The 23133-nt window shown below is 69.2% G+C and carries 18 protein-coding genes and 1 other RNA gene; 5 read left to right on the forward strand and 14 right to left on the reverse strand.

The genetic code is table 11. From position 1 onward, the window contains the following. Positions 1 to 216: 216 nt before the first annotated feature. From pnp to rimP, 9 genes are all read right to left on the reverse strand, one after another. On the reverse strand, positions 217 to 2427 hold the full coding sequence (gene pnp / locus ACFOWB_RS24460; protein ID WP_378149918.1) for a polyribonucleotide nucleotidyltransferase: 2211 nt from the start codon (positions 2425 to 2427) through the stop codon (positions 217 to 219). A 286-nt stretch (positions 2428 to 2713) separates the two neighbouring features. After that, a complete protein-coding gene (gene rpsO, locus ACFOWB_RS24465; RefSeq protein WP_378149920.1) occupies positions 2714 to 2983 on the reverse strand; it encodes a 30S ribosomal protein S15 in 270 nt (89 codons plus the stop codon). Positions 2984 to 3022: 39 nt separating this feature from the next. Further along, complete coding sequence (truB, locus tag ACFOWB_RS24470; RefSeq protein WP_378149922.1) at positions 3023 to 3952, reverse strand: tRNA pseudouridine(55) synthase TruB; 930 nt, start codon at positions 3950 to 3952, stop codon at positions 3023 to 3025. Between the two features lie 171 nt (positions 3953 to 4123). Continuing rightward, entirely contained in the window at positions 4124 to 4543 is a 420-nt protein-coding gene (rbfA, locus tag ACFOWB_RS24475) for a 30S ribosome-binding factor RbfA (protein WP_378149924.1), read from the reverse strand. Positions 4544 to 4552: 9 nt separating this feature from the next. Further along, a complete protein-coding gene (locus ACFOWB_RS24480) occupies positions 4553 to 5014 on the reverse strand; it encodes a hypothetical protein (RefSeq protein ID WP_378149926.1) in 462 nt (153 codons plus the stop codon). 247 nt (positions 5015 to 5261) lie between these two features. Next, a complete protein-coding gene (infB, locus tag ACFOWB_RS24485) occupies positions 5262 to 8051 on the reverse strand; it encodes a translation initiation factor IF-2 (protein WP_261405281.1) in 2790 nt (929 codons plus the stop codon). A 57-nt stretch (positions 8052 to 8108) separates the two neighbouring features. Continuing rightward, positions 8109 to 8804: an RNA-binding protein gene (locus ACFOWB_RS24490; RefSeq protein WP_261405280.1), complete on the reverse strand. Its 696-nt coding sequence runs from the start codon at positions 8802 to 8804 to the stop codon at positions 8109 to 8111. Positions 8805 to 8807: 3 nt separating this feature from the next. Beyond that, positions 8808 to 10421: a transcription termination factor NusA gene (gene nusA / locus ACFOWB_RS24495; RefSeq protein ID WP_261405279.1), complete on the reverse strand. Its 1614-nt coding sequence runs from the start codon at positions 10419 to 10421 to the stop codon at positions 8808 to 8810. A gap of 5 nt (positions 10422 to 10426) precedes the next feature. Further along, on the reverse strand, positions 10427 to 11125 hold the full coding sequence (gene rimP, locus ACFOWB_RS24500; protein WP_261405278.1) for a ribosome maturation factor RimP: 699 nt from the start codon (positions 11123 to 11125) through the stop codon (positions 10427 to 10429). A gap of 283 nt (positions 11126 to 11408) precedes the next feature. On the opposite strand from rimP, the gene ACFOWB_RS24505 reads away from it, so the two are divergent. Then, positions 11409 to 11819, forward strand: a complete 411-nt coding sequence (locus ACFOWB_RS24505) for a diacylglycerol kinase (protein WP_261405277.1) — start codon at positions 11409 to 11411, stop codon at positions 11817 to 11819. 175 nt (positions 11820 to 11994) lie between these two features. Here ACFOWB_RS24505 and ACFOWB_RS24510 read toward each other — a convergent pair whose 3' ends face one another. From ACFOWB_RS24510 to ffs, 3 genes are all read right to left on the reverse strand, one after another. Beyond that, a complete protein-coding gene (locus ACFOWB_RS24510; RefSeq protein ID WP_261405276.1) occupies positions 11995 to 12315 on the reverse strand; it encodes a YbaB/EbfC family nucleoid-associated protein in 321 nt (106 codons plus the stop codon). Between the two features lie 13 nt (positions 12316 to 12328). Then, a complete protein-coding gene (locus tag ACFOWB_RS24515; RefSeq protein ID WP_378149931.1) occupies positions 12329 to 14104 on the reverse strand; it encodes a DNA polymerase III subunit gamma/tau in 1776 nt (591 codons plus the stop codon). A 205-nt stretch (positions 14105 to 14309) separates the two neighbouring features. Continuing rightward, positions 14310 to 14407: signal recognition particle sRNA small type (gene ffs / locus ACFOWB_RS24520), an RNA gene on the reverse strand. Between the two features lie 69 nt (positions 14408 to 14476). On the opposite strand from ffs, the gene nudC reads away from it, so the two are divergent. Continuing rightward, positions 14477 to 15382 carry an NAD(+) diphosphatase gene (nudC, locus tag ACFOWB_RS24525; RefSeq protein ID WP_261405275.1) on the forward strand — a complete coding sequence of 302 codons (906 nt, stop codon included), beginning with the start codon at positions 14477 to 14479 and terminating at the stop codon, positions 15380 to 15382. Positions 15383 to 15562: 180 nt separating this feature from the next. Here nudC and ACFOWB_RS24530 read toward each other — a convergent pair whose 3' ends face one another. Then, complete coding sequence (locus ACFOWB_RS24530; protein ID WP_378149934.1) at positions 15563 to 16447, reverse strand: prephenate dehydratase; 885 nt, start codon at positions 16445 to 16447, stop codon at positions 15563 to 15565. Further along, positions 16444 to 17184, reverse strand: a complete 741-nt coding sequence (locus tag ACFOWB_RS24535; RefSeq protein ID WP_261405274.1) for a 3-deoxy-manno-octulosonate cytidylyltransferase — start codon at positions 17182 to 17184, stop codon at positions 16444 to 16446. Before ACFOWB_RS24535 ends, ACFOWB_RS24530 begins: the two co-directional genes overlap by 4 nt. 259 nt (positions 17185 to 17443) lie before the next feature. Between ACFOWB_RS24535 and ACFOWB_RS24540 the strand changes: the two genes are divergently transcribed. The 3 genes from ACFOWB_RS24540 to ACFOWB_RS24550 all read left to right on the forward strand — a co-directional run bounded on the left by ACFOWB_RS24540 (position 17444) and on the right by ACFOWB_RS24550 (position 23105). Next, positions 17444 to 18964 carry a c-type cytochrome gene (locus ACFOWB_RS24540; RefSeq protein ID WP_378149936.1) on the forward strand — a complete coding sequence of 507 codons (1521 nt, stop codon included), beginning with the start codon at positions 17444 to 17446 and terminating at the stop codon, positions 18962 to 18964. 191 nt (positions 18965 to 19155) lie between these two features. Then, the gene (locus ACFOWB_RS24545) at positions 19156 to 21024 is read left to right on the forward strand and encodes an extracellular solute-binding protein (protein ID WP_261405272.1); all 1869 of its coding nucleotides are present in this window, start codon (positions 19156 to 19158) and stop codon (positions 21022 to 21024) included. 59 nt (positions 21025 to 21083) lie between these two features. Then, positions 21084 to 23105, forward strand: a complete 2022-nt coding sequence (locus tag ACFOWB_RS24550) for an extracellular solute-binding protein (RefSeq protein WP_378149939.1) — start codon at positions 21084 to 21086, stop codon at positions 23103 to 23105. Positions 23106 to 23133: the final 28 nt, after the last annotated feature.

The raw sequence follows: 23133 nt of genomic DNA on the forward strand, positions 1-23133 counted from the left end.
CCACGACTTTCTGGGAACGCGGAGCGCGACGCCGAAGTCGTGGATACCCGAGCAAAGCTCGGGCATGACGCGGCGGGTCGACGTGAAATCGTGACGCTTCAGCGGCCGAGGCGTAGGCGCGCGCTGCGGAGCCGCCCTCGCCGCCCGAAACGAAAGAAGGCGGCCCCAGGGGCCGCCTTCTCGATTTTGTTCAGCCGTCGAAACGGGCGCTGAGGATCACTCGGCCGCTTCTTCGCGCTTGCGGCGCGGGCCGCGCTCGCGACGGCCGCCGCTGCTGCGCTCCTCGCCGCCCTCGGACGCATCGCCCGGCTGCTCGGAGCCCGCGATGTCCTCGCCGGTGGTCTGGTCGACGACCTTCATCGACAGGCGCGTCTTGCCGCGATCGTCGAAGCCCATGAGCTTCACCTTGACCTTGTCGCCCTCCTTGAGGACGTCCGAGACCTTGGCGACGCGCTCCTGGGAGATCTGGGAGACGTGCACGAGGCCGTCCTTGGCGCCGAAGAAGTTCACGAAGGCGCCGAACTCGACGACCTTCACGACGGTGCCGTCATAGACGACGCCGACTTCCGGGTCTGAGGCGATCGACTTGATCCAGTTGAGCGCGGCGGTGATCGCCTTGCCGTCGCTGGAGGCGACCTTGACCGTGCCGTCGTCCTCGACGTTCACCTTGGCGCCGGTCTTCTCCACGATCTCGCGGATGACCTTGCCGCCGGTGCCGATCACTTCGCGGATCTTGTCGGTCGGGATCTTGATGACCTCGATGCGCGGCGCGTATTCGCCGAGCTCGGTGCGGCCGGCCGAGATCGCCTTCGCCATCTCGCCGAGGATGTGGATGCGGCCGTCCTTCGCCTGCGCGAGGGCGACCTTCATGATCTCCTCGGTGATGCCGGCGATCTTGATGTCCATCTGGAGGGCGGTGACGCCTTCCTCGGTGCCCGCGACCTTGAAGTCCATGTCGCCGAGATGGTCCTCGTCGCCGAGGATGTCGGAGAGCACGGCGAACTTCTCGCCTTCCAGGATCAGGCCCATGGCGATGCCCGCCACCGGACGCTTCAGCGGGACGCCCGCGTCCATGGCCGCAAGCGAGGCGCCGCAGACCGACGCCATCGACGAGGAGCCGTTGGACTCGGTGATCTCCGACACGATGCGGATCGTGTAGGGGAACTCGTCCGCCTTCGGCAGCATCGGGTGGACGGCGCGCCAGGCGAGCTTGCCGTGGCCGACTTCACGACGGCCCGGAGCGCCCATGCGGCCGGTCTCGCCCACGGAGTAGGGCGGGAAGTTGTAATGGAGCAGGAAGCGCTCCTTGTAGGTGCCGCCGAGCGCGTCGATGAACTGCTCGTCCTCGCCGGTGCCGAGCGTCGCGACGACCAGCGCCTGCGTCTCGCCGCGGGTGAAGATCGCCGAGCCGTGGGTGCGCGGCAGGACGCCGACCTCGGGGAGGATCGGGCGGACGGTCGAGAGGTCGCGGCCGTCGATGCGGATCTTGTCGTCGAGGATGCCCCAGCGGACGATCTTGGCCTCGAGCTCCTTGAACACGCCGCCGAGCTTCTGCGGGTCGACCGGGTTCTCGACGCCCTCGCCGGAAAGCGCCTCGAGCGCCTTCTTCTTGGCGACGGAGACCGCGTCCTGGCGGTCCTGCTTCTTCTTGATCTTGTAGGCGGCGCGCAGGTCGTCCTCGACCAGGGCCTTCAGCTTCTCCTCGAGCTCCGAGGTGTCGGCCGGGGTGTGCTCGCGCGGCTCCTTGGCGGCCTTTTCGGCCAGGCGGATGATCGCGTCGATCACCGGCTGGAAGCCCTTGTGGCCGAACATCACGGCGCCGAGCATGGCCTCTTCGGAGAGCTCCTTGGCTTCCGACTCGACCATCAGCACCGCGTCCTGCGTGCCCGCGACCACGAGGTCGAGGTCGGAGGACGGCATCCGGTCGGCCACGGGGTTCAGCACGTAGTCGCCGTCGATGTAGCCGACGCGCGCGCCGCCGATCGGGCCCATGAAGGGCACGCCCGACAGCGTCAGCGCCGCCGAGGCCGCGATCATGCCGACGATGTCGGGATCGTTCTCGAGGTCATAGGAGAGGACGGTCAGCGTGACCTGGGTGTCGTTCTTGTAGCCGTCGGCGAACAGCGGACGGATCGGCCGGTCGATCAGGCGCGAGGTCAGCGTGTCCTTCTCGGTGGGGCCGCGCTCGCGCTTGAAGTAGCCGCCCGGTATGCGGCCGGCGGCGTAGTACTTCTCGGTGTAGTTCACCGTGAGCGGGAAGAAGTCGATGCCGGCCTTGGGCTGGCGCTGCGAGACGACCGCGCCGAGCACGGTGGTGTCGCCATAGGTGACGAGCACGGCGCCGTCGGCCTGACGGGCGACGTGGCCGGTTTCGAAGGTCAGCGTGCGGCCGGCCCATTCGATGGTTTCGCGATGAATTTCAAACATACGTCTTTGTCCTTGCGGTCTAAGGGACCGAAGGATGCCGTCGGGCTTTACGCTTGACGCCACGGGCAAGACGGCGGGGCGCTGTTGTGAGGGTCGGACGAGACGTCCGACGACAGCGCCCTGCGATCCTGCCCCATGACGTTCGGGCCCGATGGCGTCCCGGGTCCCTTCATCTGGTTCGACGCCGCCGCCCCATTGCGCCGGCGTCCTTCATGGGCAGTGCGCGCGGCGCGAAACGCGCGCCGCGAAAGCGGAAACGGCGGCCCTTGGGCCGCCGTTCAAAGCGTCAGCGGCGGATGCCGAGACGCTCGATCAGGGTCTGGTATCGCGCCTGGTCGTTGCGCTTGACGTAGTCGAGCAGCGAACGACGCTGGCTGACGAGCTTCAGCAGGCCGCGGCGCGAGTGGTTGTCCTTGGCGTGCGACTTGAAGTGCTGCGTGAGGTTGGTGATGCGCTCCGTGAGGATCGCGACCTGCACTTCGGGGGAGCCGGTGTCGCCCTCTTTGACGGCGTACTGGCTGACGAGTTCTTTTTTACGTTCCGGGGTGATCGACATCGTCTCTCTCGTTCGATCGGATTTTTGGGCCCGACCGGCTCAAGGCCGATCGAGATGGAAAATGCGTCGGGGATGAAGCTCGCCGCGATCGATCTCGCCGAGCGCGATCAACGCGCCGTCGGTCGTCACGGAGACCGGACCCCGATGCATCGGGGCGTCCCGTCCGCGCAGGAGCACCGGCTGTCCGTTGAGAAGCCGGGCGGCTTCCGCCCTGTCGACGGCGAGCGCCGGGATGTCGTCCAGCGCCGTCTCGACAGGAAGGAGAGCTTGGACGATGTCTTTAGACGTGGAAGGCTCCGCCCGCAAGCGTTCGAGCTCCTCCAGAGTCACCGCGTCGTCTTCGGTGAACGCGCCGACCGCCGTCCGGCGGAGCGCGACGACATGCGCGCGGGTGTCGAGCGCACGGCCGAGGTCGCGCGCGATGGCGCGCACATAGGTGCCCTTGCCGCACTCGCATTCGAACACGGCGCGGTCGGCCGAGGGCATGTCGACGAGCTCGAGCCGCGTGATCTCGACCGTTCGCGGCTCGAGCACGACCTCCTCTCCGTCGCGCGCGAGGTCGTAGGCGCGCTCGCCATTGATCTTGAGAGCGGAGAATTTCGGCGGCGTCTGGCTGATCGACCCGATAAAGGCCGGCAGCGCCGCCTCGATGGCCTCGCGGGCGGGGCGGTTCTCCGAGATTGCGACGGGCGCGCCTTCGGCGTCGTCGGAATCGGTCTCGACGCCCCAGAGCACCTCGAAGCGGTATTCCTTCTCGCCGTCCATGACGAAGGGCACAGTCTTGGTCGCCTCGCCGAAGGCGATCGGCAGGATGCCGGAGGCGAGCGGATCGAGCGTGCCGGCGTGGCCGGCCTTCTTGGCCTGATAGAGCCAGCGCGCCTTCGACACCGCATGCGTGGACGTGACCCCGACGGGCTTGTCGAGGATCAGCCAGCCGGAGATGTCGAGGCCTTTTTTACGGCGCGACATGGGCGGCCCTTTCGAGAATGAGCGCGACGTTGGCCGCTCCCCTCTCCCGCGTGCGGGAGAGGGTAAGGGTGAGGGCCATTTCAACAGGGCGCCGCCGTCCCCCCTCATCCCTACCTTCTCCCGCAAGCGGGAGAAGGGGGCCCTTGCGTCGCGCCAGATCGGAGAGGCGGCTCAACGCTGCGTCTCCCCGTCCCCGTCGTCGTCGCCTGCGAGATCGCGGGCGACTTCGGGCGAGCGCAACAGCTCGTCGATATGGGCGCCGCGGTCGAACGAGTCGTCGATGCGGAAGCGCAGATCGGGCGCGGACTTCAGCTCGAGACGCTTCACCACCATCATCCGCAGCTGCTTGCGGTTGGCTTCAAGCGCCTTCAGCACCTTGTCGCTGTCCTTGCCGCCGAGCGGCATGACGTAAGCCGTCGCGAGCTTGAGGTCCGGGGTCATGCGGACCTCCGGCACGGTGATCACGTGGGTCTCGAGCACGGGGTCCATGACCTCGCCGCGCTGGAGGACGTCGGCGAGCGCATGGCGGACGAGTTCGCCGACGCGGAGCATGCGTTGGGACGGGGCTTTCGACCCGGAATTGCGGGACATGGCGTCTCTTTAGGTCCGTGAGCGTTTTGAGGCGGATGGGTCGGCCGCGCGCCTGGCGGCGACCCGCAGGCCGAGCGCGCCGAGCAGCAGGAGGCCGCAGCCGGCCAGAAGATCGAGCGCGACCGCGGTGCGGCCGCAGCCCTCGGCCCAGGCGGCGGTCTCGACCGGGTGGCCGATCGCGAGTTCGTAGAGATCGGCGGCCGCGAGGAAAAACATCAGCCCGGCCGCGAGCAGCGCGGGCCAGAGCTTGCGGAAGGCGCTCGCCGCCAGGAACGCGACGGTCGCCATCAGCGCGACGAAAGCGAGCCACCCGGCGCGCGCCTCCTCGATCTTGTCGCAGACCTCGGCGGATGCGGGGCTGTTCGCAAGCGTCAGCGCTACGGCCGCCGCGGCGACCGCGCCGACGCGCGATCGGGCGCCTGGCCGAGGCGCGGAAAGGAACGGGCCGAACGGCCCGGCGAGGGAGATCATCAGCGTCCTTCTTCGCCTTCGCGGCCGCCCATCGGGGCTGAGCCGTCGGGACCGGGATCGGACCGGGACCGAGCGGATGGTTCAATCAAGAGCGGCGGAAAAGAAGCGCGTGCTTCGAGACGCGGCCTGACGGCCGCTCCTCAGCATGAGGGAGGAGTCTGGTTCCTCAACGGTCCTCATCCTGAGGAGGCCCGACAGGGCCGTCTCGAAGGACGCAGTCGCTTTCCGCAGCGAGCAAGCGGGCGCCTCAGAGCGTCCGCTTCACTTCCGTGACGCGGTAGCACTCGATGACGTCGCCGGCGCGCATGTCCTGGTAGTTCTCGAACGACATGCCGCACTCGGTGCCGGCGCGGATCTCCGGCGCGTCTTCCTTGAAGCGCTTGAGCGTCGCGAGCTTGCCCTCGTGGATGACGACGTTGTCGCGGATGAGACGGACGCCCGCGCCCTTCTGCACCACGCCGTCGGTGACGAGACAGCCGGCGATCTTGCCGACCTTCGAAACCGAGAAGATCTCGAGGATCTTGGCGTTGCCGAGGAACTCCTCGCGCCGCTCCGGCGACAGCATCCCCGACATGGTCGACTTAATGTCGTCCACGAGGTCGTAGATGATGTTGTAGTAGCGGATCTCGGTGCCGGTGCGGTCGGCGGCGTCGCGCGCCTCCTTCAGCGCGCGGACGTTGAAGCCGATCACGGCCGCCTTCGAGGCCGCGGCCAGGATCACGTCGCTCTCGGTGATGCCGCCTGCGCCGGAGAGCAGGATGCGGACGCCGACCTCGTCGTTTCCGACCTTCTCGAGCGACTGGACGATCGCCTCGACCGAGCCCTGGACGTCGCCCTTGATCACGAGCGGCAGCTCCTTGCGGCCCGCCGTCTTGATCTGCGACATCATCTCCTCGAGGCCGGACACGCGCACCGTGGCGCGCGCCGCCGCCTGCTCGCGCTTCTGGCGCTGGCGATAGTCGGCGATCTCGCGGGCGCGGGCCTCGTTCTCGACCACGGCGAAGCGGTCGCCCGCCTCCGGCGCGCCGTTGAAGCCGAGGATCTCGACCGGCGTCGAGGGCAGCGCCTCGGGAACCGTGCCGCCCTTGTCGTCGACCAGCATCCGGACCCGGCCCCATTCGGAGCCAGCGACCACGATGTCGCTCTGCTTGAGCGTGCCGCGCTGCACGAGGACGGTCGCCACCGGGCCGCGGCCGCGGTCGAGCTTGGCCTCGATCACGGTGCCTTCCGCGGTGCGGTCGGCGTTGGCCTTGAGATCGAGGATTTCGGCCTGCAGCTGGATGACCTCGAGCAGCTTGTCGAGGCCGTCGCCGGTCTTGGCCGACACCTCGACCTCGAGCGTCTCGCCGCCGAGCGACTCGACCTGGATCTCGTACTGGAGCAGGTCGGTGCGCACGCGCTGCGGGTTGGCGTCTTCCTTGTCGATCTTGTTGATCGCCACGATGATCGGCACGCCGGCGGCGCGGGCGTGGTTCACGGCCTCGGCCGTCTGCGGCATGACGCCGTCGTCGGCCGCGACCACCAGCACCACGATGTCGGTCGACTTCGCGCCGCGCTGGCGCATCGCCGTGAAGGCCGCGTGGCCCGGCGTGTCGATGAAGGTGATCAGGCCGCCGAGCGGCGAGGTCACCTGATAGGCGCCGATGTGCTGCGTGATGCCGCCGGCCTCGCCCTTCACCACCTTGGTGTGGCGGATGGCGTCGAGCAGCGACGTCTTGCCGTGGTCGACATGGCCCATGATGGTGACGACCGGCGGACGCGAGGTCTGCGCGCCCTCGGCGTCGGGGGCGTCGAACAGGCCTTCCTCGACGTCGGACTCGGCCACGCGGCGAACCGTGTGGCCGAGCTCCTCGGCGATCAGCTGGGCTGTGTCGGCGTCGATCAGCTCGTTGATCTTCTTCATGACGCCCTGCTTCATCAGCAGGCGCACGACGTCGACCGCGCGCTCCGACATGCGGTTCGCCAGTTCCTGAACGGTGATCGTCTCAGGCACCACCACTTCGCGGATCAGCTTCTCCTTGGGCTCCTGATGGCCCTTGCCGGACATGCGCTGCACGCGGCGGCGGTAGGACGCGACCGAGCGGGTGCGCTCCTCCGCGCCGCCGGTCGCGGCCGTGATGGTGAGGCGCGTGCGCTCCTTGGGAGCGCCCGCGGCGGCGCGGGCCGGAGCGCGCTGCTCGGGCTTGGCGGGCGTCGAGGGGCGCGAGGCACCGCCGCCGGGCCGGCGCACGGCGCGCATCGGCTCTTCGCTCTCGGGCGTGGTCGCAGGACGGCGGAAACCGCCGCCGGGACCGGCGGGCGCGCCGGCGGGACGCGGCGGACGGGCGCCGGCCGGGCCCGAAGGCCGGTCGCCGGGGCGCGCCGGACGGGCGTTGTCGGTGTGGCGGAACACCTGGGTCTCGGTCGGGCGGGCCGGCGCGGCAGGCCTCGGCGCGGCGTCGCGCTGGCGGTCGCGGGGCCGCTCCGGAGCGGCGGGGGCTGCGGCCGCCTCGGCGGGGGCGGTCTCCTCGCCAAGGCGACGGGAGGCCTCGACCTCCGCGCGGCGCTTGGCTTCCTCGTCGGCCGCGCGGCGAGCGTCTTCCTCGCGCTTGCGGGCTTCGGCCTGGAGACGCTCGCGCTCTTCGTTGGCCTCGCGGATGATCCGCGCGCGGGCGTCGGCCTCGGCGCGCTTGCGCTCGGCTTCGGCCTCGACCGCCTTGGCGCCTGCAAGCGCCTGGGCGCGGGCGCCCACCTCGTTGTTCGTCAGCGTGCGCAGCACGACGCCGGGGCTCGACGGCCGCTGGGGCGCGGGCTTCGGCGCGGCCGGAGCGGGGGGCGCCGCGGGGGCCTGCGGCTGGGGCGCGGGCGCGCTCGCCTGGCCCGCCGGCTTTTCGCCCGGGGACAGCACGCGCCGCTTCACCTTTTCGACGACCACGGCGTTCGTCCGCCCATGGCTGAAGCTCTGCTTCACCAGGCCGGACTCCGTCCGACCCTTCAGCGTCAGCGTCTTGGGGGAAGCCGTCAAAGTCTTGTCGCCGGTAGTCTTCGTATCCGTCATGCCCTGTCCGTTCTTACGGGCTCCCGCCCGAACCTCAGTTCGACGGCCGGGCGTGCGTCACGCCGGGCCAAGCCCATCGTTCATGCCTAGATAGCGCGCATATGCGTCGCATCGCGCGAGAAAGGCGGCGCTGACGGGGCCTGCGAGCAGCGCTGCATGTACCACATTCGACCGCCCCAACGCCAAGTCCAATTGCGGACCCTGGAACAGCCGCACGACCGGCGTGTCCGAAGACATGCCGAGCCGCCTCAAAACCTGTCCGAGCTTGCGAACGCCGTCTTCGCTGGCCTCGCTCGCCTCGATCAACGCGACGACGTTCTCTTTCGAGAGCGCCGCCTCGACTTTGGCGAAGCCCGTGATCACGAGCCCCGCCTTGTTCGCAAAGCCGAGCAGCCCGAGCGCGGAGCGCCCGATCAGCCCGGCCACCTGCTCGTCGATCGCGGGATCGACGGTCGCGGGCTCCTTGAAGCCGCGCGAAAAGGCCTTCTTCTTCACCGCGAGGCGAACGGCCTCTCGCGACGCCGTCACCCACACGCCCCGGCCGGGAAGCTCTCGCTTCAGGTCGGGGACCACCGTTCCGTCCGGCGCCCGGACGAAGCGGATAAGCTCGCCGACCGCCTTGACCTCCCGGGTCGCCACGCAGGTGCGCTCGGGCGCCCTGCGGTCGTCCTTCTCAGGCCCGGCGGGCCGAGCCGGCGCGTCGTCCTCGACCGCAGTCGGGTCCTCGTCCTCCATCGGCTGCCCCGCGGCCACGCATCACGCCTGCGCCGCCTCGGCCTCCGCTTCTTCGCCTTCCGGCGCGGGCGCAGGAGCAGGAGCGAGATCGGCCTCGGTGATCCAGCCCGCCTTGAGGCGCGCCTGCATGATCATGCTTTCGGCCTCGTCGCGCGAGACCTCGAAACCGTCGAGCGCGCCGGCCTCGCGGCGGGGCTCGGGACCCGAGCGGTCGATCCAGCCGACGAGGTCGTCAGTGGCGCAGCCCGCGAGGTCCTCGACGTTCTTGATGTCGTTCTCGCCGAAGGCCACCAGCATCGCGGTGGTGACGCCGGGAACCTCCTTGAGCTCGTCCTCGACGCCGAGCTCACGACGCTTCATGTCGTGCTCCGCCTCGATGCGGGCAAGATGGTCGACGGCGCGGTTCTGCACTTCCGCCGCCATGTCCTCGTCGAAACCTTCGATCGAGGCGAGCTCCATGATCTCGACATAAGCGAGATCCTCGATCGAGGTGAAGCCCTCGGCCGCGAGCAGCTGGCCGAGCGTCTCGTCGACGTCGAGCGCGTCCATGAAGAGCTGCGAGCGGGAGACGAACTCCTTCTGGCGGCGCTCGCTCTCCTCGGCCTCGGTCAGGATGTCGATGTCCCAGCCGGTGAGCTGCGAGGCCAGACGCACGTTCTGGCCGCGGCGGCCGATGGCGAGCGAGAGCTGGTCGTCGGGAACCACCACCTCGATCTTCTCGGAGTCCTCGTCGAGCACGACCTTGACGACCTGCGCCGGCTGCAGCGCGTTCACGATGAAGGTCGCGGCGTCGAGGTTCCACGGGATGATGTCGATCTTCTCGCCCTGGAGCTCCTGCACCACGGCCTGGACGCGCGAGCCGCGCATGCCGACGCAGGCGCCGACCGGATCGATCGAGCCGTCGCGCGAGATCACCGCGATCTTGGCGCGCGAGCCCGGGTCGCGGGCCACCGCCTTGATCTCGATCACGCCGTCATAGATCTCCGGCACTTCCTGGCCGAAGAGCTTGGCCATGAACTGCGGATGGGTGCGCGAAAGGAAGATCTGCGGCCCGCGCGGCTCGCGGCGCACGTCGTACACATAGGCGCGGACGCGGTCGCCGACGCGGAACAGCTCGCGCGGCAGCAGCTCGTCGCGGCGCACGATCGCCTCGCCGCGGCCAAGATCGACGATGACGTTGCCGTATTCGACGCGCTTGACGAGGCCGTTGACGATGTCGCCGATGCGGTCCTTGTACTCCTGGTACTGGCGGTCGCGCTCGGCGTCGCGGACCTTCTGCACGATCACCTGCTTGGCCGACTGCGCCGCGATGCGGCCGAAGTCGAAGGGCGGCAGGGTCTCGGCGATGTAGTCGCCGGTCTGCGCCGCCGGGTTCTTGCGGCGGGCGTCGTCGACCGAAATCTCGATGTTGTCGTTGTCGACCGCGTCGACGACGAGCATCAGGCGCGACAGGCGGATCTCGCCGGACTTCGGGTTGATCTCGGCGCGGATCTCGGTCTCCTGGCCGTAGCGCGATTTCGCGGCCTTCTGGATCGCGTCCTCCATCGCTTCGAGCACGATGGACTTGTCGATCACCTTGTCGCGGGCGACGGCTTCGGCGATCTGCAGAAGCTCGAGCCGGTTGGCGCTGACCATTGCGGTTATCTCCGTCCCTTTTCGGGTCCTTTGTCGGCCTTGGGGCCGTCGGTCTTCTGCGGCGCGTCGTCCGTTTCGGCGACGTCGTCGGCATCCTCGGGCGCGCGGCCGGCGGCCTTCGCGCGGCGCAGCGCCTCTCGGATCAGTTCGTCGGTGAGCACGAGGCGGGCTTCCGCGACGTCGCGGATCGGCAGCTTCACGCGCGCCGGCTCGTCCTTCTTGGCGTCGTCGCGGCGGAACAGGGCGAACTCGCCCTCCGCGCCCTCGATCACGCCCTTGAAGCGCTTCCGGCCCGCGACCGGAGCCTCCATCTCGATCTTGGCGATGTGGCCGGCCCAGCGGGCGAAATCCGTGACGCGCACGAGCGGCCGGTCGATGCCGGGCGACGACATCTCGAGATTGTAGGCGCGGTCGATCGGATCCTCGACGTCGAGCACCGGGGAGATCGCCTTCGAGGCGACCTCGCAGTCCTCGACCGTGAAGGTGCCGTCGGCGCGCTCGGCCATGATCTGCAGCGTGTAGCCGTCGCGGCCCGACGATTTGACGCGCACGAGCCTGAACCCGAGGTCCATCAGCGTCGGACCGACGATCGCGGCCACGCGCGCGTCGACCCCGCTCTCTGTCACGAGGCGGGGTTCGTCCAGGGGGCTGTCGACGTCGGCGGCGATGCCGGCTGCAACGAGATCCGAGATGGTCGGCTCCAAAGGGTAAAGCGCGTTTGGGGCGGGCCCTTCCGGACCCACCCTCGAAAGGCTCAACCGAGCCGATCGACGATGTCATTGAGTGAGGTCGATATACGCAAGGCGGGCGGGAATCGCAAGTCGGGGACACGCGCCGTCCCGGACCGCCGCAAGGCGGACCCGGGATCGCGACCCTGGAAAGGCGCCTCTTTCTGAAAGACGATCGGCCGGGATGACGCCCCTCGTCGCTTTGACGAGGCGCGTGGACGAGGCTAGCGGTGCGCCGTCATCATCAGGAGCTCTTCCCATGCCCGACGTCCGTTCGATCTGCGCCATTGGCCTGCGCGGCCAGATGGGGCTCAACGGCGTGCTGCCGTGGGAAGGCGAGCAGCATCCGGAGTTCATCGCCGACGTCGCGCGGTTCTTCGACATCACCCGCGGCCATGTGCTGATCGCGGGCGAGAAGACGATCACGGCGATCCCGGAGTTCGCGCGTCACGACCGGACGCTGTTCGTGATCCGCCGCTCGATGGATCCCGCGCAGGTGCTGGCGCAGTTTTCCGACCGCGTCGTCTATGTGGGCGGCGGGCCGGTGGCCTGGGGCGTCTACGCGCCCTTCATCCGCCACTGGGACATCAACCGGCTGCCCTACGACGGCGAGGCCGACCGCTGGTTCGACCCGCAGTGGCTCGTGGCGGGCGGCGCGGCGGCGGTGTGAAGCCTGCATCGGCGAATTGCGTGCTTCGAGACGCCCCGGCTTTTCGCCGAGGCTCCTCAGCATGAGGAACGTCGGGGCGCTGCAGAACTCTAACGGCCCTCATGCTGAGGAGCCCGCGCGAGCGGGCGTCTCGAAGCACGCAGTCGATCGATGAAGGGCTCTCTCTAGCCGATCGTCAGAACAGCTTCATGCCGGGAGGGATCGGGAGACCCGCGGTCAGCCCCTGCATCTTCTCCTGCATCGCGGCCTCGGCCTTGTTGCGGGCTTCGGTGTGGGCGGCCACGATCAGGTCCTCGACGATCTCGGCCTCGTCGGGCTTCAGCAGGCTCGGATCGAGCTTGATCCCGACGAGCTGTCCCTTGGCCGTCAGCCTGACGGTCACGAGGCCGCCGCCGGACGAGCCCTCGACCACCACCTGGTCGAGCTCGCTCTGGGCCTCCTGCATCTTCTGCTGGAGCTCCTTGGCCTTGGCCATCATGCCCATGAGGTCGCGCATCAAAGATCCTTCGTCAGAGGTCGTCGTCGTCTTCGACCGGAGGTAGGGCCTCGGCGCCGGCGGCGTCAACGGCGGCCGCTTCCGGCTCCTCGGCGCGCACGCGGATGTCGACGATCTTGGCGCCGGGCGCGCGCTCCAGAATGGCGCGGACATGCGGATGGGCCTGGACGCCGGCCATCAGCGCGGCCTCCTCGGCCTGTTCGCGCTCCTGGATGGTGGGCGCGCCTTCGCCCGAAACCACCGAGACCATCCAGCGCTGGCCGGTCCATTCCTGCGCCTTCTTCGCGATCGCGCCCGCGAGGTCGGGCGGAGCGTCGGCGGTCGGCTGGAATTCGAGCCGACCGTCCTCGAAGCGCACCACCCGCACGTGCCGCGACATCTGCGTCTGCAGGATGATGTCGCGGTGCTTGGTGGCGAGCGCGACGAGATCCTCGAAGCGCTGCAGGCGGATCCACGGCTCGGCCTCGGCGCGCGCCGCTGGCCGCGAATAGGCCTGCGGCGCCTGGGCGCTCTCCGGCGCGCGGGCGGCCGCGAAGGCGGGGCTCGCGCGGCCGGCTCCCGGGCCCATCGGCTCGGGGGCGGGATGGCCGCCCGAGGGGCCCGACGGCGGGCGGGGCGCGTCGTCGCCGCCCTGGCGTGCGAGCGCCCTCAGGGCCTCGTCGGGGGTCGGCAGGTCGGCGGCGTAGGCGAGGCGCACCAGAACCATGTCGGCGGCCTGCGCGGGCTTCACCGCGACCTGCGTCTCCGAAATGCCCTTCAGCAGCATCTGCCAGGCGCGCGAGAGCGCGCGCATCGACAGCTTGTCGGCGAACTCCTTGCCGCGCAGCCGCTCGCTTTCGGAGAGCGCCGGGTCGTCGGCGGCCTTCGGCGCGAGTTTTATCCGGGTGACGAGATGCACGGTCTCGGCGAGGTCGGCGAGCACGGCCGCGGGCTCGGCGCCGGCGTCGTGGCTCGCGCGGAAACCGTCGAGGGCGGCGGCCGCGTCGCCGCGCATCACGGCGTCGAAGAGGTCGAGAACGCCGCCGCGGTCCGCGAGGCCGAGCATCGCGCGCACGGCCTGCGCCTCGACGCGGCCCTGCCCATGGGCGATCGACTGGTCGAGCAGCGAGAGCGCGTCGCGCACCGAGCCCTCCGAGGCGCGGGCGATGACGGCGAGCGCCTCGTCCTCGATCGCGACCTCCTCGGCCGCGGAGATCTTTGCGAGATGCGCCGTCATCTCCTCGGCCTTCACGCGGCGGAGCGAGAAGCTCTGGCAGCGCGAGAGCACCGTCACCGGCACCTTGCGGAGTTCGGTCGTGGCGAACACGAACTTCACATGCGGCGGCGGCTCCTCGAGCGTCTTCAGGAACGCGTTGAAGGCGCTCGTGGAGAGCATGTGGACTTCGTCGATGATGAAGACCTTGTAGCGCGCCATCACGGGCGCGTAGTGCACGGTCTCCAGGATGTTGCGCACGTCCGCGACGCCGGTGTGGGAGGCGGCGTCCATCTCCACCACGTCGACGTGGCGCGACTCCATGATGGCGTCGCAGTGGACGCCCTTCTCCGAGAGGTCGACCGTCGGGCCGCCCTGTCCGCCTTCCGTCTCGTAGTTGAGCGCGCGCGCGAGGATGCGGGCCGTCGTGGTCTTGCCGACGCCGCGCACGCCCGTGAGGATCCAAGCCTGCGCGATGCGGCCGGAGGAGAAGGAGTTCCGGAGCGTGCGGACCATCGGCTCCTGGCCGATCAGGTCCTCGAAGCGCTGGGGGCGGTATTTTCGGGCGAGGACGCGGTAGGGGACGGGAGCGGTCATGCGCGGCGGACGCGAGCTGCGCGCGTCGGGACGCCCGCCGACGCGGGCTCCTCGGCTTGAGGAGCGGCGAGGGTCTCGGAAATCATCGCCCTGTCGGGACGGTTCGCCAGCAATCCAACGGTCCTCATGCTGAGGAGGCCCGAAGGGCCGTCTCGAAGCACGCAGGCCGTCGCCGCTTGCGGCAAGAGCCTCGCGATGGGCGAAAGGTGGGAGGCCGGTCGACGACCCGTGAAGGTCTCGTTAGGGCTGCTTCCTTTCGGACCTGACCCGGTTGGCGAGGAACACGCCCATCGCCAACCTCCCGGGCGCTATATGGCCCCGCGGCGGCCCCCCGCGCAAGGGCGGCGGCGGCGCCGATCAAGGGAACTTCGCATGAGCGACGAAACGCCCGAGCTCGGTTATGCGCGGATGCGCATGGACCGCATGGCGGAAAAGCGCGACGACGCCGCCTTCGTCGAAGCAGAGGCCGCGCGGGACGACGCGCGGTTTCTCGCCTTCGCCGGAGACGCGCTGGTGATGGCGGGCGAGGACGGCGGGCCCCTGCTCGACGCCGCCGCGCTGTCGGCGCTCGGGCCCTCGTCGCGCGCCGCCTATCTCGGCCGCCATCACGGCGCGCCGCGATTCGCCGCCAGCCTGACCGACGCGCCCGGCGACGACGACCTTCCGGCCTCGGACCTGCGCGCGCTCGCGGTCGAGGCACGGCTCGCCGGCGAGGCGCTCGCGCTCGGCGGCTACGCCAAGAGCATGGCGGCCTGGCACGCCCGCCACCGGTTCTGCGCCAATTGCGGCTCTGCGACCGACGCCGCGCCGGGCGGATGGCGGCGCGTCTGCGCCTCCTGCGGGGCGCTGCATTTTCCGCGCGTCGATCCGGTGGCGATCATGCTGGTGACGCGGGGCGACAGGTGCCTGCTCGGCCGGCAGGCGCGGTTTCCGCCCGGCATGTGGTCGTGCCTCGCGGGTTTCGTCGAGCCCGGCGAGACGGTGGAGGACGCGGCCCGCCGCGAGATCAAGGAAGAGGCGGGGCTCGACGTCGGCCCCGTGGCTTACGAGCTGTCGCAGCCCTGGCCGTTTCCCTCGCAGCTGATGCTGGGGGTGAGCTGCGAGGCGCTGTCGGACGAGATCACGCCGGACTTCGAGGAGCTCGAGGACGCCCGCTGGTTCGCCCGCGACGAGGCGGCCCTGATGCTGGCGCGCACGCATGGCGACGGGCTGTTCGCCCCGCCGCCGTCGGCGATCGCGCATCACCTGCTGAGGCGGTTCGTCCAGAGAGGCGGGTGAACCCACCCCTGTCCTTGTCCCGGACGTGATCCGGGACCCAGAACCGATGGGCGTTCCGAGAAGGGCGGCCCGGGTTCGGCGGTCGCTTCTGAAGCGGCGTCGGTTCTGGGTCCCGGATCACGTCCGGGACAAGGCGGCGGCCCCGCGCGGGCATGAGGGAAAGGGCGGGGTCGGCGCCCGTCACCGCCGAAGCGCGGCTTCCGTCTCCAGCGCCCGCGCGGCGATGCGGAACTCGTGGGCCTCGTAGACGCCCAGAATCGCGAGCTCGGAGGAGAAGAACTTCAGCTCGTCCAGCGCGCGCTTCAGGCCGGCGTCCTTCGGGTGCCCCTCGACGTCGGCGTAGAACTGCGTCGCGGTGAACTTGCCCTCGAGCTGGTAGCTCTCGAGCTTCGTCATGTTGACGCCGTTGGTCGCGAAACCGCCGAGCGCCTTGTAGAGCGCGGCCGGCAGGTTCTTCACCTTGAACACGAAGGTCGTCACCGTCAGCCCGCGGCCGGGCTTGGCCCAGTCCTTGGCGCGCGACAGCACCACGAAGCGGGTGGTGTTGTTGGCGAAGTCCTCGATGTCTCGGGCGAGGATCTCGAGCCCGTACTCCTGCGCCGCAAGCGTCGAGGCCAGCGCCGCGCGGGTCGGATCGCCCGCGTCGCGGATCTCGCGGGCGGAGCCGGCCGTGTCGGCGCCGATGAGCGGCGTCAGGCCGAGCTTCCTCAGCGTGCCGCGGCACTGGCCGAGCGCCTGCACGTGGCTCTGGACGGTTTTCACCGTGTCGAGCGTCGCGCCCTGCACCGCCATCAGCTGGTGATGGATCGGCATGAAGTACTCGCCGATGATGTGGAGGCCCGCGGACGGCATCAGGTGGTGGATGTCGGCCACACGGCCGTTCGCCGAGTTCTCGATCGGGATCATGCCGAGCGCGCAGTCGCCGGAGGCGACCGCCGCGAGCGCGTCCTCGAAGCTCGCGCAGGGGACGGGCTCCATGTCCGGATAGACGTTGACGCAGGCGAGATGCGAATTCGCCCCGGCTTCGCCCTGATAGGCGATGCGGCCGCTTACAGCGGTGCTCATGACCGGGCTCCCGGCGCGAGCATCTCGCGGGCGCGCTCCAGATCCTCGTGGGTGTCGACCCCGAGCGGCGTCACGTCGACCTTCACGGCGTCGATCCGCATGCCGGCCTCGAGCGCGCGGAGCTGCTCCAGCTTCTCGCGGATCTCGAGCGGGGAGGGCGGCAGCTTCACGAAGCGCTCCAGCGCCTCGCGGCGGTAGCCGTAGAGGCCGATATGATGGAAGAGCGGGCCGGGGCCCGTCGGCGCCGTGGCGCGCGTGAAGTAGAGGCAGCGGAAGCGGCCGGGCGAGGTCTCGGTCCCGACCATCTTCACGACGCTCGGGGCGGTCTTCTCCTCCTCGCGCGTGATCTCGGCGACGAGCGTCGCGATGTCGACCTCCGGATCGGCGAGCGGCGCGAGACAGGCGCGGATCGCCTCCGGCTCGATCGTCGGCAGGTCGCCCTGCACGTTCACGATTACGTTGAAATCGCGGTCCGGATCGAGCGCCTCGAGCGCCTCGTGGATGCGGTCGGAGCCTGACGGATGGTCCGGCCGGGTCATCACCGCCTGGCCCCCGGCCGCGACCACGGCCTCGGCGACTTCGTCGGAATCGGCCGCCACCACCACCGTCCCGACGCCGGCCTCGACGGCCCTGCGCCACACGTGGACCACCATGGGTTCGCCGTGGATGTCGGCGAGCGGCTTCCTCGGAAGGCGGGTCGCGGCGAGCCGCGCCGGAACAAGCACGAGAGGGCGCATCGGAGCGCGGACTGTAGGCATCCTAAATCCAGACAAGCGGTGATTTTCGAGCCGGGACCGAGGGTTGGGAAATCAAGCCCTCAGCATAAGGTAGCAATGTGTCGCGGTCATAGCTGAGTTGCGACGCCGGATCAAAAGCGGTTAGCGTGCCGCCCGCCTTAGCGGGCCTGCCTTCGGCTCGCCCGCGCCAATGAAAACAATCAGGGACGGGACGCGCCGGCGGCGACGACGCTGCGGTCGGCGGACAGCCGGAGCGGAAATGGACACGTTTAAACTGAACAAGATCGCGGGCGCGGTGCTCGGCACGCTGACCGTATTGCTCGGCGTCAACGTGCTCGTCGAAGAAGTCTTCCACCAGAAGAAGCCCGAAAAGCCCGGCTACGAGGTCGCGGAGAAGAAGGAAGGCGGCGAGGCCGCAGGCGGCGGCGCAGCCGCGCCCGCAGGCGCGCTGGCGCTCCTTGCTTCGGCCGATCCGGCCAAGGGCGAGCAGTCGTCCAAGAAGTGCGCGGCCTGCCACTCCTTCGGCAAGGGCGAGCCCGCCAAGGCCGGCCCGAATCTCTACGGCGTCATCGGTCTGAAGCACGCCCACATGGAGGGCTTCGGCTATTCGGACGCCATGAAGAAGACCGCGGACAAGACGTGGGACTTCGAGAACATGGACCACTGGCTGGAGAACCCGAAGGGCTACATCCAGGGCACCACGATGGCGTTCATGGGCGTGAAGGATCCGCAGGAGCGCGCGAACCTGCTCGCTTATCTCAACAAGAACTCCGACAAGCCGCTCGACCTGCCGAAGGTCGAGGCCAAGCCGGCGGCTGCCGGCGGCGCCCCGGCGGCGGGCGGCGGCTTCGCGGCCAAGGTCGCGGCGGCCGATCCGGCCAAGGGCGAGCAGGCGGCGAAGAAGTGCGCGGCCTGCCACTCCTTCGACAAGGGCGGCGCGGCCAAGGCCGGCCCGAACCTCTACGGCATCGTCGGCCTGAAGCACGCCCACATGGAGGGCTTCAGCTACTCCGACGCCATGCAGAAGACCAAGGACAAGACCTGGGACGTCGAGAATCTCGGCCACTGGCTCGAGAGCCCGAAGAACTACATCCCCGGCACCACCATGGCGTTCATGGGCGTCAAGAACGAGGACGAGCGCGCGGCGCTGGTCGCTTATCTCAACAAGAACTCTGACAAGCCGGCCGATCTCGGCGGCGCCGCGGCGCCTGCCGCCGGCGGCGAGAAGAAGACGGAAGCGCCGGCCGCCGCCCCGGCTCCCGCCGGGGAGCAGAAGGCCGCGGAAGCCAAGCCCGCCGAGCCGGCCAAGCCTGCCGAAACGGCCAAGCCCGCGGCTCCGGCCGAAGCCGCCAAGCCCGCCGAGCCGGCCAAACCCGCCGACCAGGCGGCGGCTCCTGCGGCTCCCGCTGCCAGCGGCGACGTCGTGAAGCTGCTCGCCTCGGCCGACGTCGAAGCCGGCAAGACCGCGACGGAGGCCCAGTGCGCGATGTGCCACAGCCTCAACAAGGGCGGCGAGACGATCGCGGGCCCGAACCTCTACGGAATCGTCGGCATGAAGCACGGCCACATCGCCGACTTCGAATATTCCGACGAGTTCAAGAAGCACGAGCAGGGCCCGTGGGACTTCGCGCTGCTGGACAAGTGGCTGGAAGACCCGGCGAAGGCCGTGCCCGGCACGATGATGGCGTTCCCGGGCGTGAAGGACGCGCAGGAGCGCGCCAACATCATCGCGTTCCTGAACAAGAACTCCGACAGCCCGGCCCCGATCCCCGGCAAGTGAGCCGATCGGCCTTGAGCTGACGATCTGACGGCCGGGCGGCGACGCCCGGCCGTTTTGCTTCTGGCCGCCTCACGATCGCGTCACGACGGCGCGCCGTCGCTCACACGTCTGGCGCGCCTCCTCTTTCGCGACATAATGCGGGACCAGACGGTTCTTCTCGTCGCGCCATCCGAGGACAAGCCCGCCCGCTCATGACGTTCCGCCTCGCCGCCGCCCTTCTCGCCGCCACGCTCGCGACCCTGCCCGCCGCGGCCCAGTCGCCCGGCGGGGCTCCGGGCGCAGGCGAATGGCGGCACGGGCTGTCGCTGCTCGGGGACGTGAAGTACCCGGCGGACTTCAAGCATTTCGACTATGTGAACCCGGACGCGCCCAAGGGCGGGACGGTCCGGCTCGGCGCGCTCGGCACCTTCGACAGCCTCAACGCCTTCGTGCCCAAGGGCAACGAGGCCGCCGGCCTCAACCTCCTCTACGACACGCTGATGACCGACGCGCTCGACGAGCCGGCGACCGAATACGGGCTGATCGCCGAAAGCGTGCGCTACCCGGCCGACTATTCCTCGGTCACCTATCGGCTGCGCCCCGAGGCGCGCTTCAACGACGGCTCGCCGGTGACGGCCGAGGACGTGGTCTGGTCGTTCGAGACGCTGAAGCGCATCGACCCCATGCGCTCCCGCTACTATCACGACGTCGCCAAGGCCGAGATCACGGGCGAGCGCGAGGTGACGTTCACCTTCGCAGGGCCCGGCAACCGCGAGCTGCCGCAGATCACCGGCCAGATCCCGATCCTGCCCAAGAAATTCTGGGAGGGGAGCGACGAGCAGGGCCGCAAGCGCAACATCGAGGAAGGCACGCTCGACAAGCCGCTCGGCTCCGGTCCCTATCGCGTGAAGGCCTTCGCGCCGGGCCGCTGGATCTCCTACGAGCGCTCTCCGGACTATTGGGCCGCCAAGCTTCCGGCGCGCGTCGGGATCTACAATTTCGACGAGATGCGCTTCGACTACTACCGCGACTCGACCGTGCTGGTGGAGGCCTTCAAGGGCGACCAGTTCGACTATCGCGAGGAGAACAGCGCCAAGAACTGGGCGACGGCCTACGCGTTCCCGGCGGTTCAGCAGAAGAAGGTGCTGCTGGAGAAGTTCGTCGACAGCCAGTCGGGCCGGATGCAGGGCTACGCCTTCAACATCCGCCGCGACAAGTTCAAGGACCCGCGGGTGCGCCGGGCCTTCAACCTGGCGTTCGACTTCGAGGAGATCAACAAGTCGATCATGTTCGGGCAGTACGTCCGGATCGACAGCTACTTCTACGGCACCGACCTCGCGTCGAAGGGCCTTCCGGAAGGCCGCGAGAAGGAGATCCTCGAAAGCGTCAGGGACAAGATCCCGGCCGAGGTCTTCACGAGCGCGTACAAGAACCCGGTGGGCGGCTCGCCCGAAAAGGCGCGCGAGAATCTGCGCGAGGCCGTGCGGCTGCTGAAGGAAGCGGGCTGGACCGTCTCGCGCGAGGGCGGCAAGGCGGCGCTCAAGAACGAGAAGGGCGAGGCGTTCAAGGTCGAGTTCATCTATGGCGACCCGACCGGCGAGCGGCTGCTCAGCTTCTACAAGCCGGCGCTCGAACGCCTCGGCGTCGAGGTGACGATGCGCCTGCTCGACGACAGCCAGTACATCAACCGCATCCGCAGCTTCGACTTCGACATGGTGACGGTCGGCTGGGGCCAGTCGCTGTCGCCCGGCAACGAGCAGCGCGACATGTGGGGAAGTTCTTCGGCCGACGTCTCGGGCTCGCAGAACTTCGTCGGAATTAAGGATCCGGGCGTCGACGCGCTGATCGACAAGATCATCTTCGCCAAGGACCGCGACGATCTCACCGCCGCGGCCCGCGCGCTCGACCGCGTGCTGCTCGCGCACAATTACGTGGTGCCGCAGTTCACGAGCATCGAGGACCGCACCGCCCGCTGGGACCGCTTCTCGCGCCCCGCCAAGCTTCCGCCGCGCGGCGCGATGTTCCCGACCGTCTGGTGGTGGGACGCCGAGAAGGCCAAGGCCGTCGGGGGCCGCTCATGAGCGGCCGAAACAGCGCCTCCTGTTCCCCTCCCCCTTGCGGGGAGGGGTTAGGGGTGGGGGTGGCTCAGAACGGAGCGCCGCCGGCGCCGCTCGACGCCGAACCCCTCGCCTCATCCGGAGCCACCCTCACCCTCCCCGCAAGGGGGAGGGGGGCGGAGACGTCGCGTCTGACGAGCACTCGCCGCGAAGCGCTGCTCTACGCCGGCGCGGCGGCGGCCTTCGGGCTCTTCCCCCGCGCCGCCCGCGCGCAAGCCGAGGGCGCTCCTGCCGCCCCTGCGGCCGCGGACGGCGACCCGAAGGCGTTCGGCCCCGAGCGCCACGGTCTCTCGGCCTTCGGCGAGCTGAAATACGCGCCCGACTTCACGCGGTTCGACTATGTGCGCGCCGACGCCCCCAAAGCGGGATCGTTCAGCACCTATCCGGCCACGACCTCGCTCAACCAGAGCCTCACCACCTTCAACACGCTGAACGCCTACATCCTCAAAGGCGACGGCGCTCAAGGGATGGGCCTCACCTTCGACACGCTGATGGCGCGCGCCAATGACGAGCCGGACGCGCTCTACGGGCTTGTCGCGAAGTCGGTCGCGGTCTCGGGCGACGGGCTCGCCTATCGCTTCGCGCTGCGCCCCGAGGCCCGCTTCCACGACGGCTCCAGGCTCACGGCCGAGGACGTGAAATGGTCGCTGGAGACGCTGAAGGCCAAGGGCCATCCACTGGTGGCGCAGGCGATCCGCGATCTCGAAACAGTGGAGGTCGAGGGCGAGCACGTGTGCGTGCTGCGGCTCTCTCCCAAGCGCACCCGCGACCTGCCGCTCCAGTTGGTCGCCCTCCCGATCTTTTCCAAAACCTACTACTCGAAGAAGTCGTTCGACGAGGCGACGCTCGAGCCGCCGCTTGGCTCCGGTCCCTACAAGGTCGGGCGCGTGGAGCAGGGGCGCCTGATCGAGTTCAACCGGGTCGCCGACTACTGGGCCAAGGATCTTCCTGTGAACGTCGGCCAGAACAATTTCGAGCGCGTCCGCTTCGAGTTCTATCGAGATCGCGACGTCGCCTTCGAGGCGTTCAAGGCCAAGGCCTATCTCTTCCGCGAGGAGTTCACGTCCCGCACCTGGGCGACCGGCTATGAGTTTCCCGGCGTGCGCGAAGGCAAGGTGAAGCGCGAAACCCTGCCCGACATTACCGCTTCGGGCGCTCAAGGGTGGTACTTCAACCTGCGGCGCAAGAAGTTCCAGGACGTTCGGGTGCGGAAGGCATTGAACCTCGCTCTCGACTTCGAATGGATGAACCGCAACCTGATGTTCAACGCCTACAAGCGCACGGTCTCGGTGTTCCAGGGCGCGCCCGAGATGATGGCGACGGGCAAGCCGGAAGGGCCTGAGCTCGCGCTGCTGGAGCCGTTCCGCGGCAAGGTGCCGGACGAGGTGTTCGGCGAGCCCATCGTCCCGGCGATCGCCGACGGCTCGGGGCAGGACCGGAAGCTGCTGCGTGAGGCGGCGGGGCTGCTGCGCGAAGCCGGCTACACGGTGAAGGACGGACAGGCGACCAACGCTGCGGGCGAGGCGCTGACCATCGAGTTTCTCGAGTTCGACAAGGGGCTCGACCCGCACGTCTCGAAGTTCATTTCGAACCTGAAGGTGCTGGGCGTCGCGGCCAACATTCGCCTTGTCGACGCCGCGCAATATCAGCAGCGCACCAACAATTTCGACTACGACGTCATCAGCCGGCGACTTACGATGTCGGACACCCCCGGTGAAGGCCTGAGGCAGATCTATGCGTCGGAGTCCGCGAGCCTCCCCGGTTCGCAGAACGCCTCCGGGATCGCCGATCCCGCCGTGGACGCGCTCGTGGAGAAGATCGTCGCGGCGACATCGCGCGAGAAGCTCAACCTCGCCTGCCGCGCGCTCGACCGGGTGCTGCGCTCGCTCGTCAGCTGGGTGCCGGCCTGGAACAAGGACACGCACACGCTCGCCTACTGGGACGCGTTTGGCCATCCGGCCGAGAAGCCGCGTTACGCGAGAGGCGCGCCGGAAACCTGGTGGTGGGACGAGCAGAAAGCCGCCGCCGCAGGGGTGAAGGCGTGAGCGGCGCGACGCCATCCCCCTCTCCCTT

The organism is Chenggangzhangella methanolivorans (genome assembly GCF_042648545.1).
Classification (GTDB): domain Bacteria; phylum Pseudomonadota; class Alphaproteobacteria; order Rhizobiales; family Methylopilaceae; genus Methylopila; species Methylopila methanolivorans.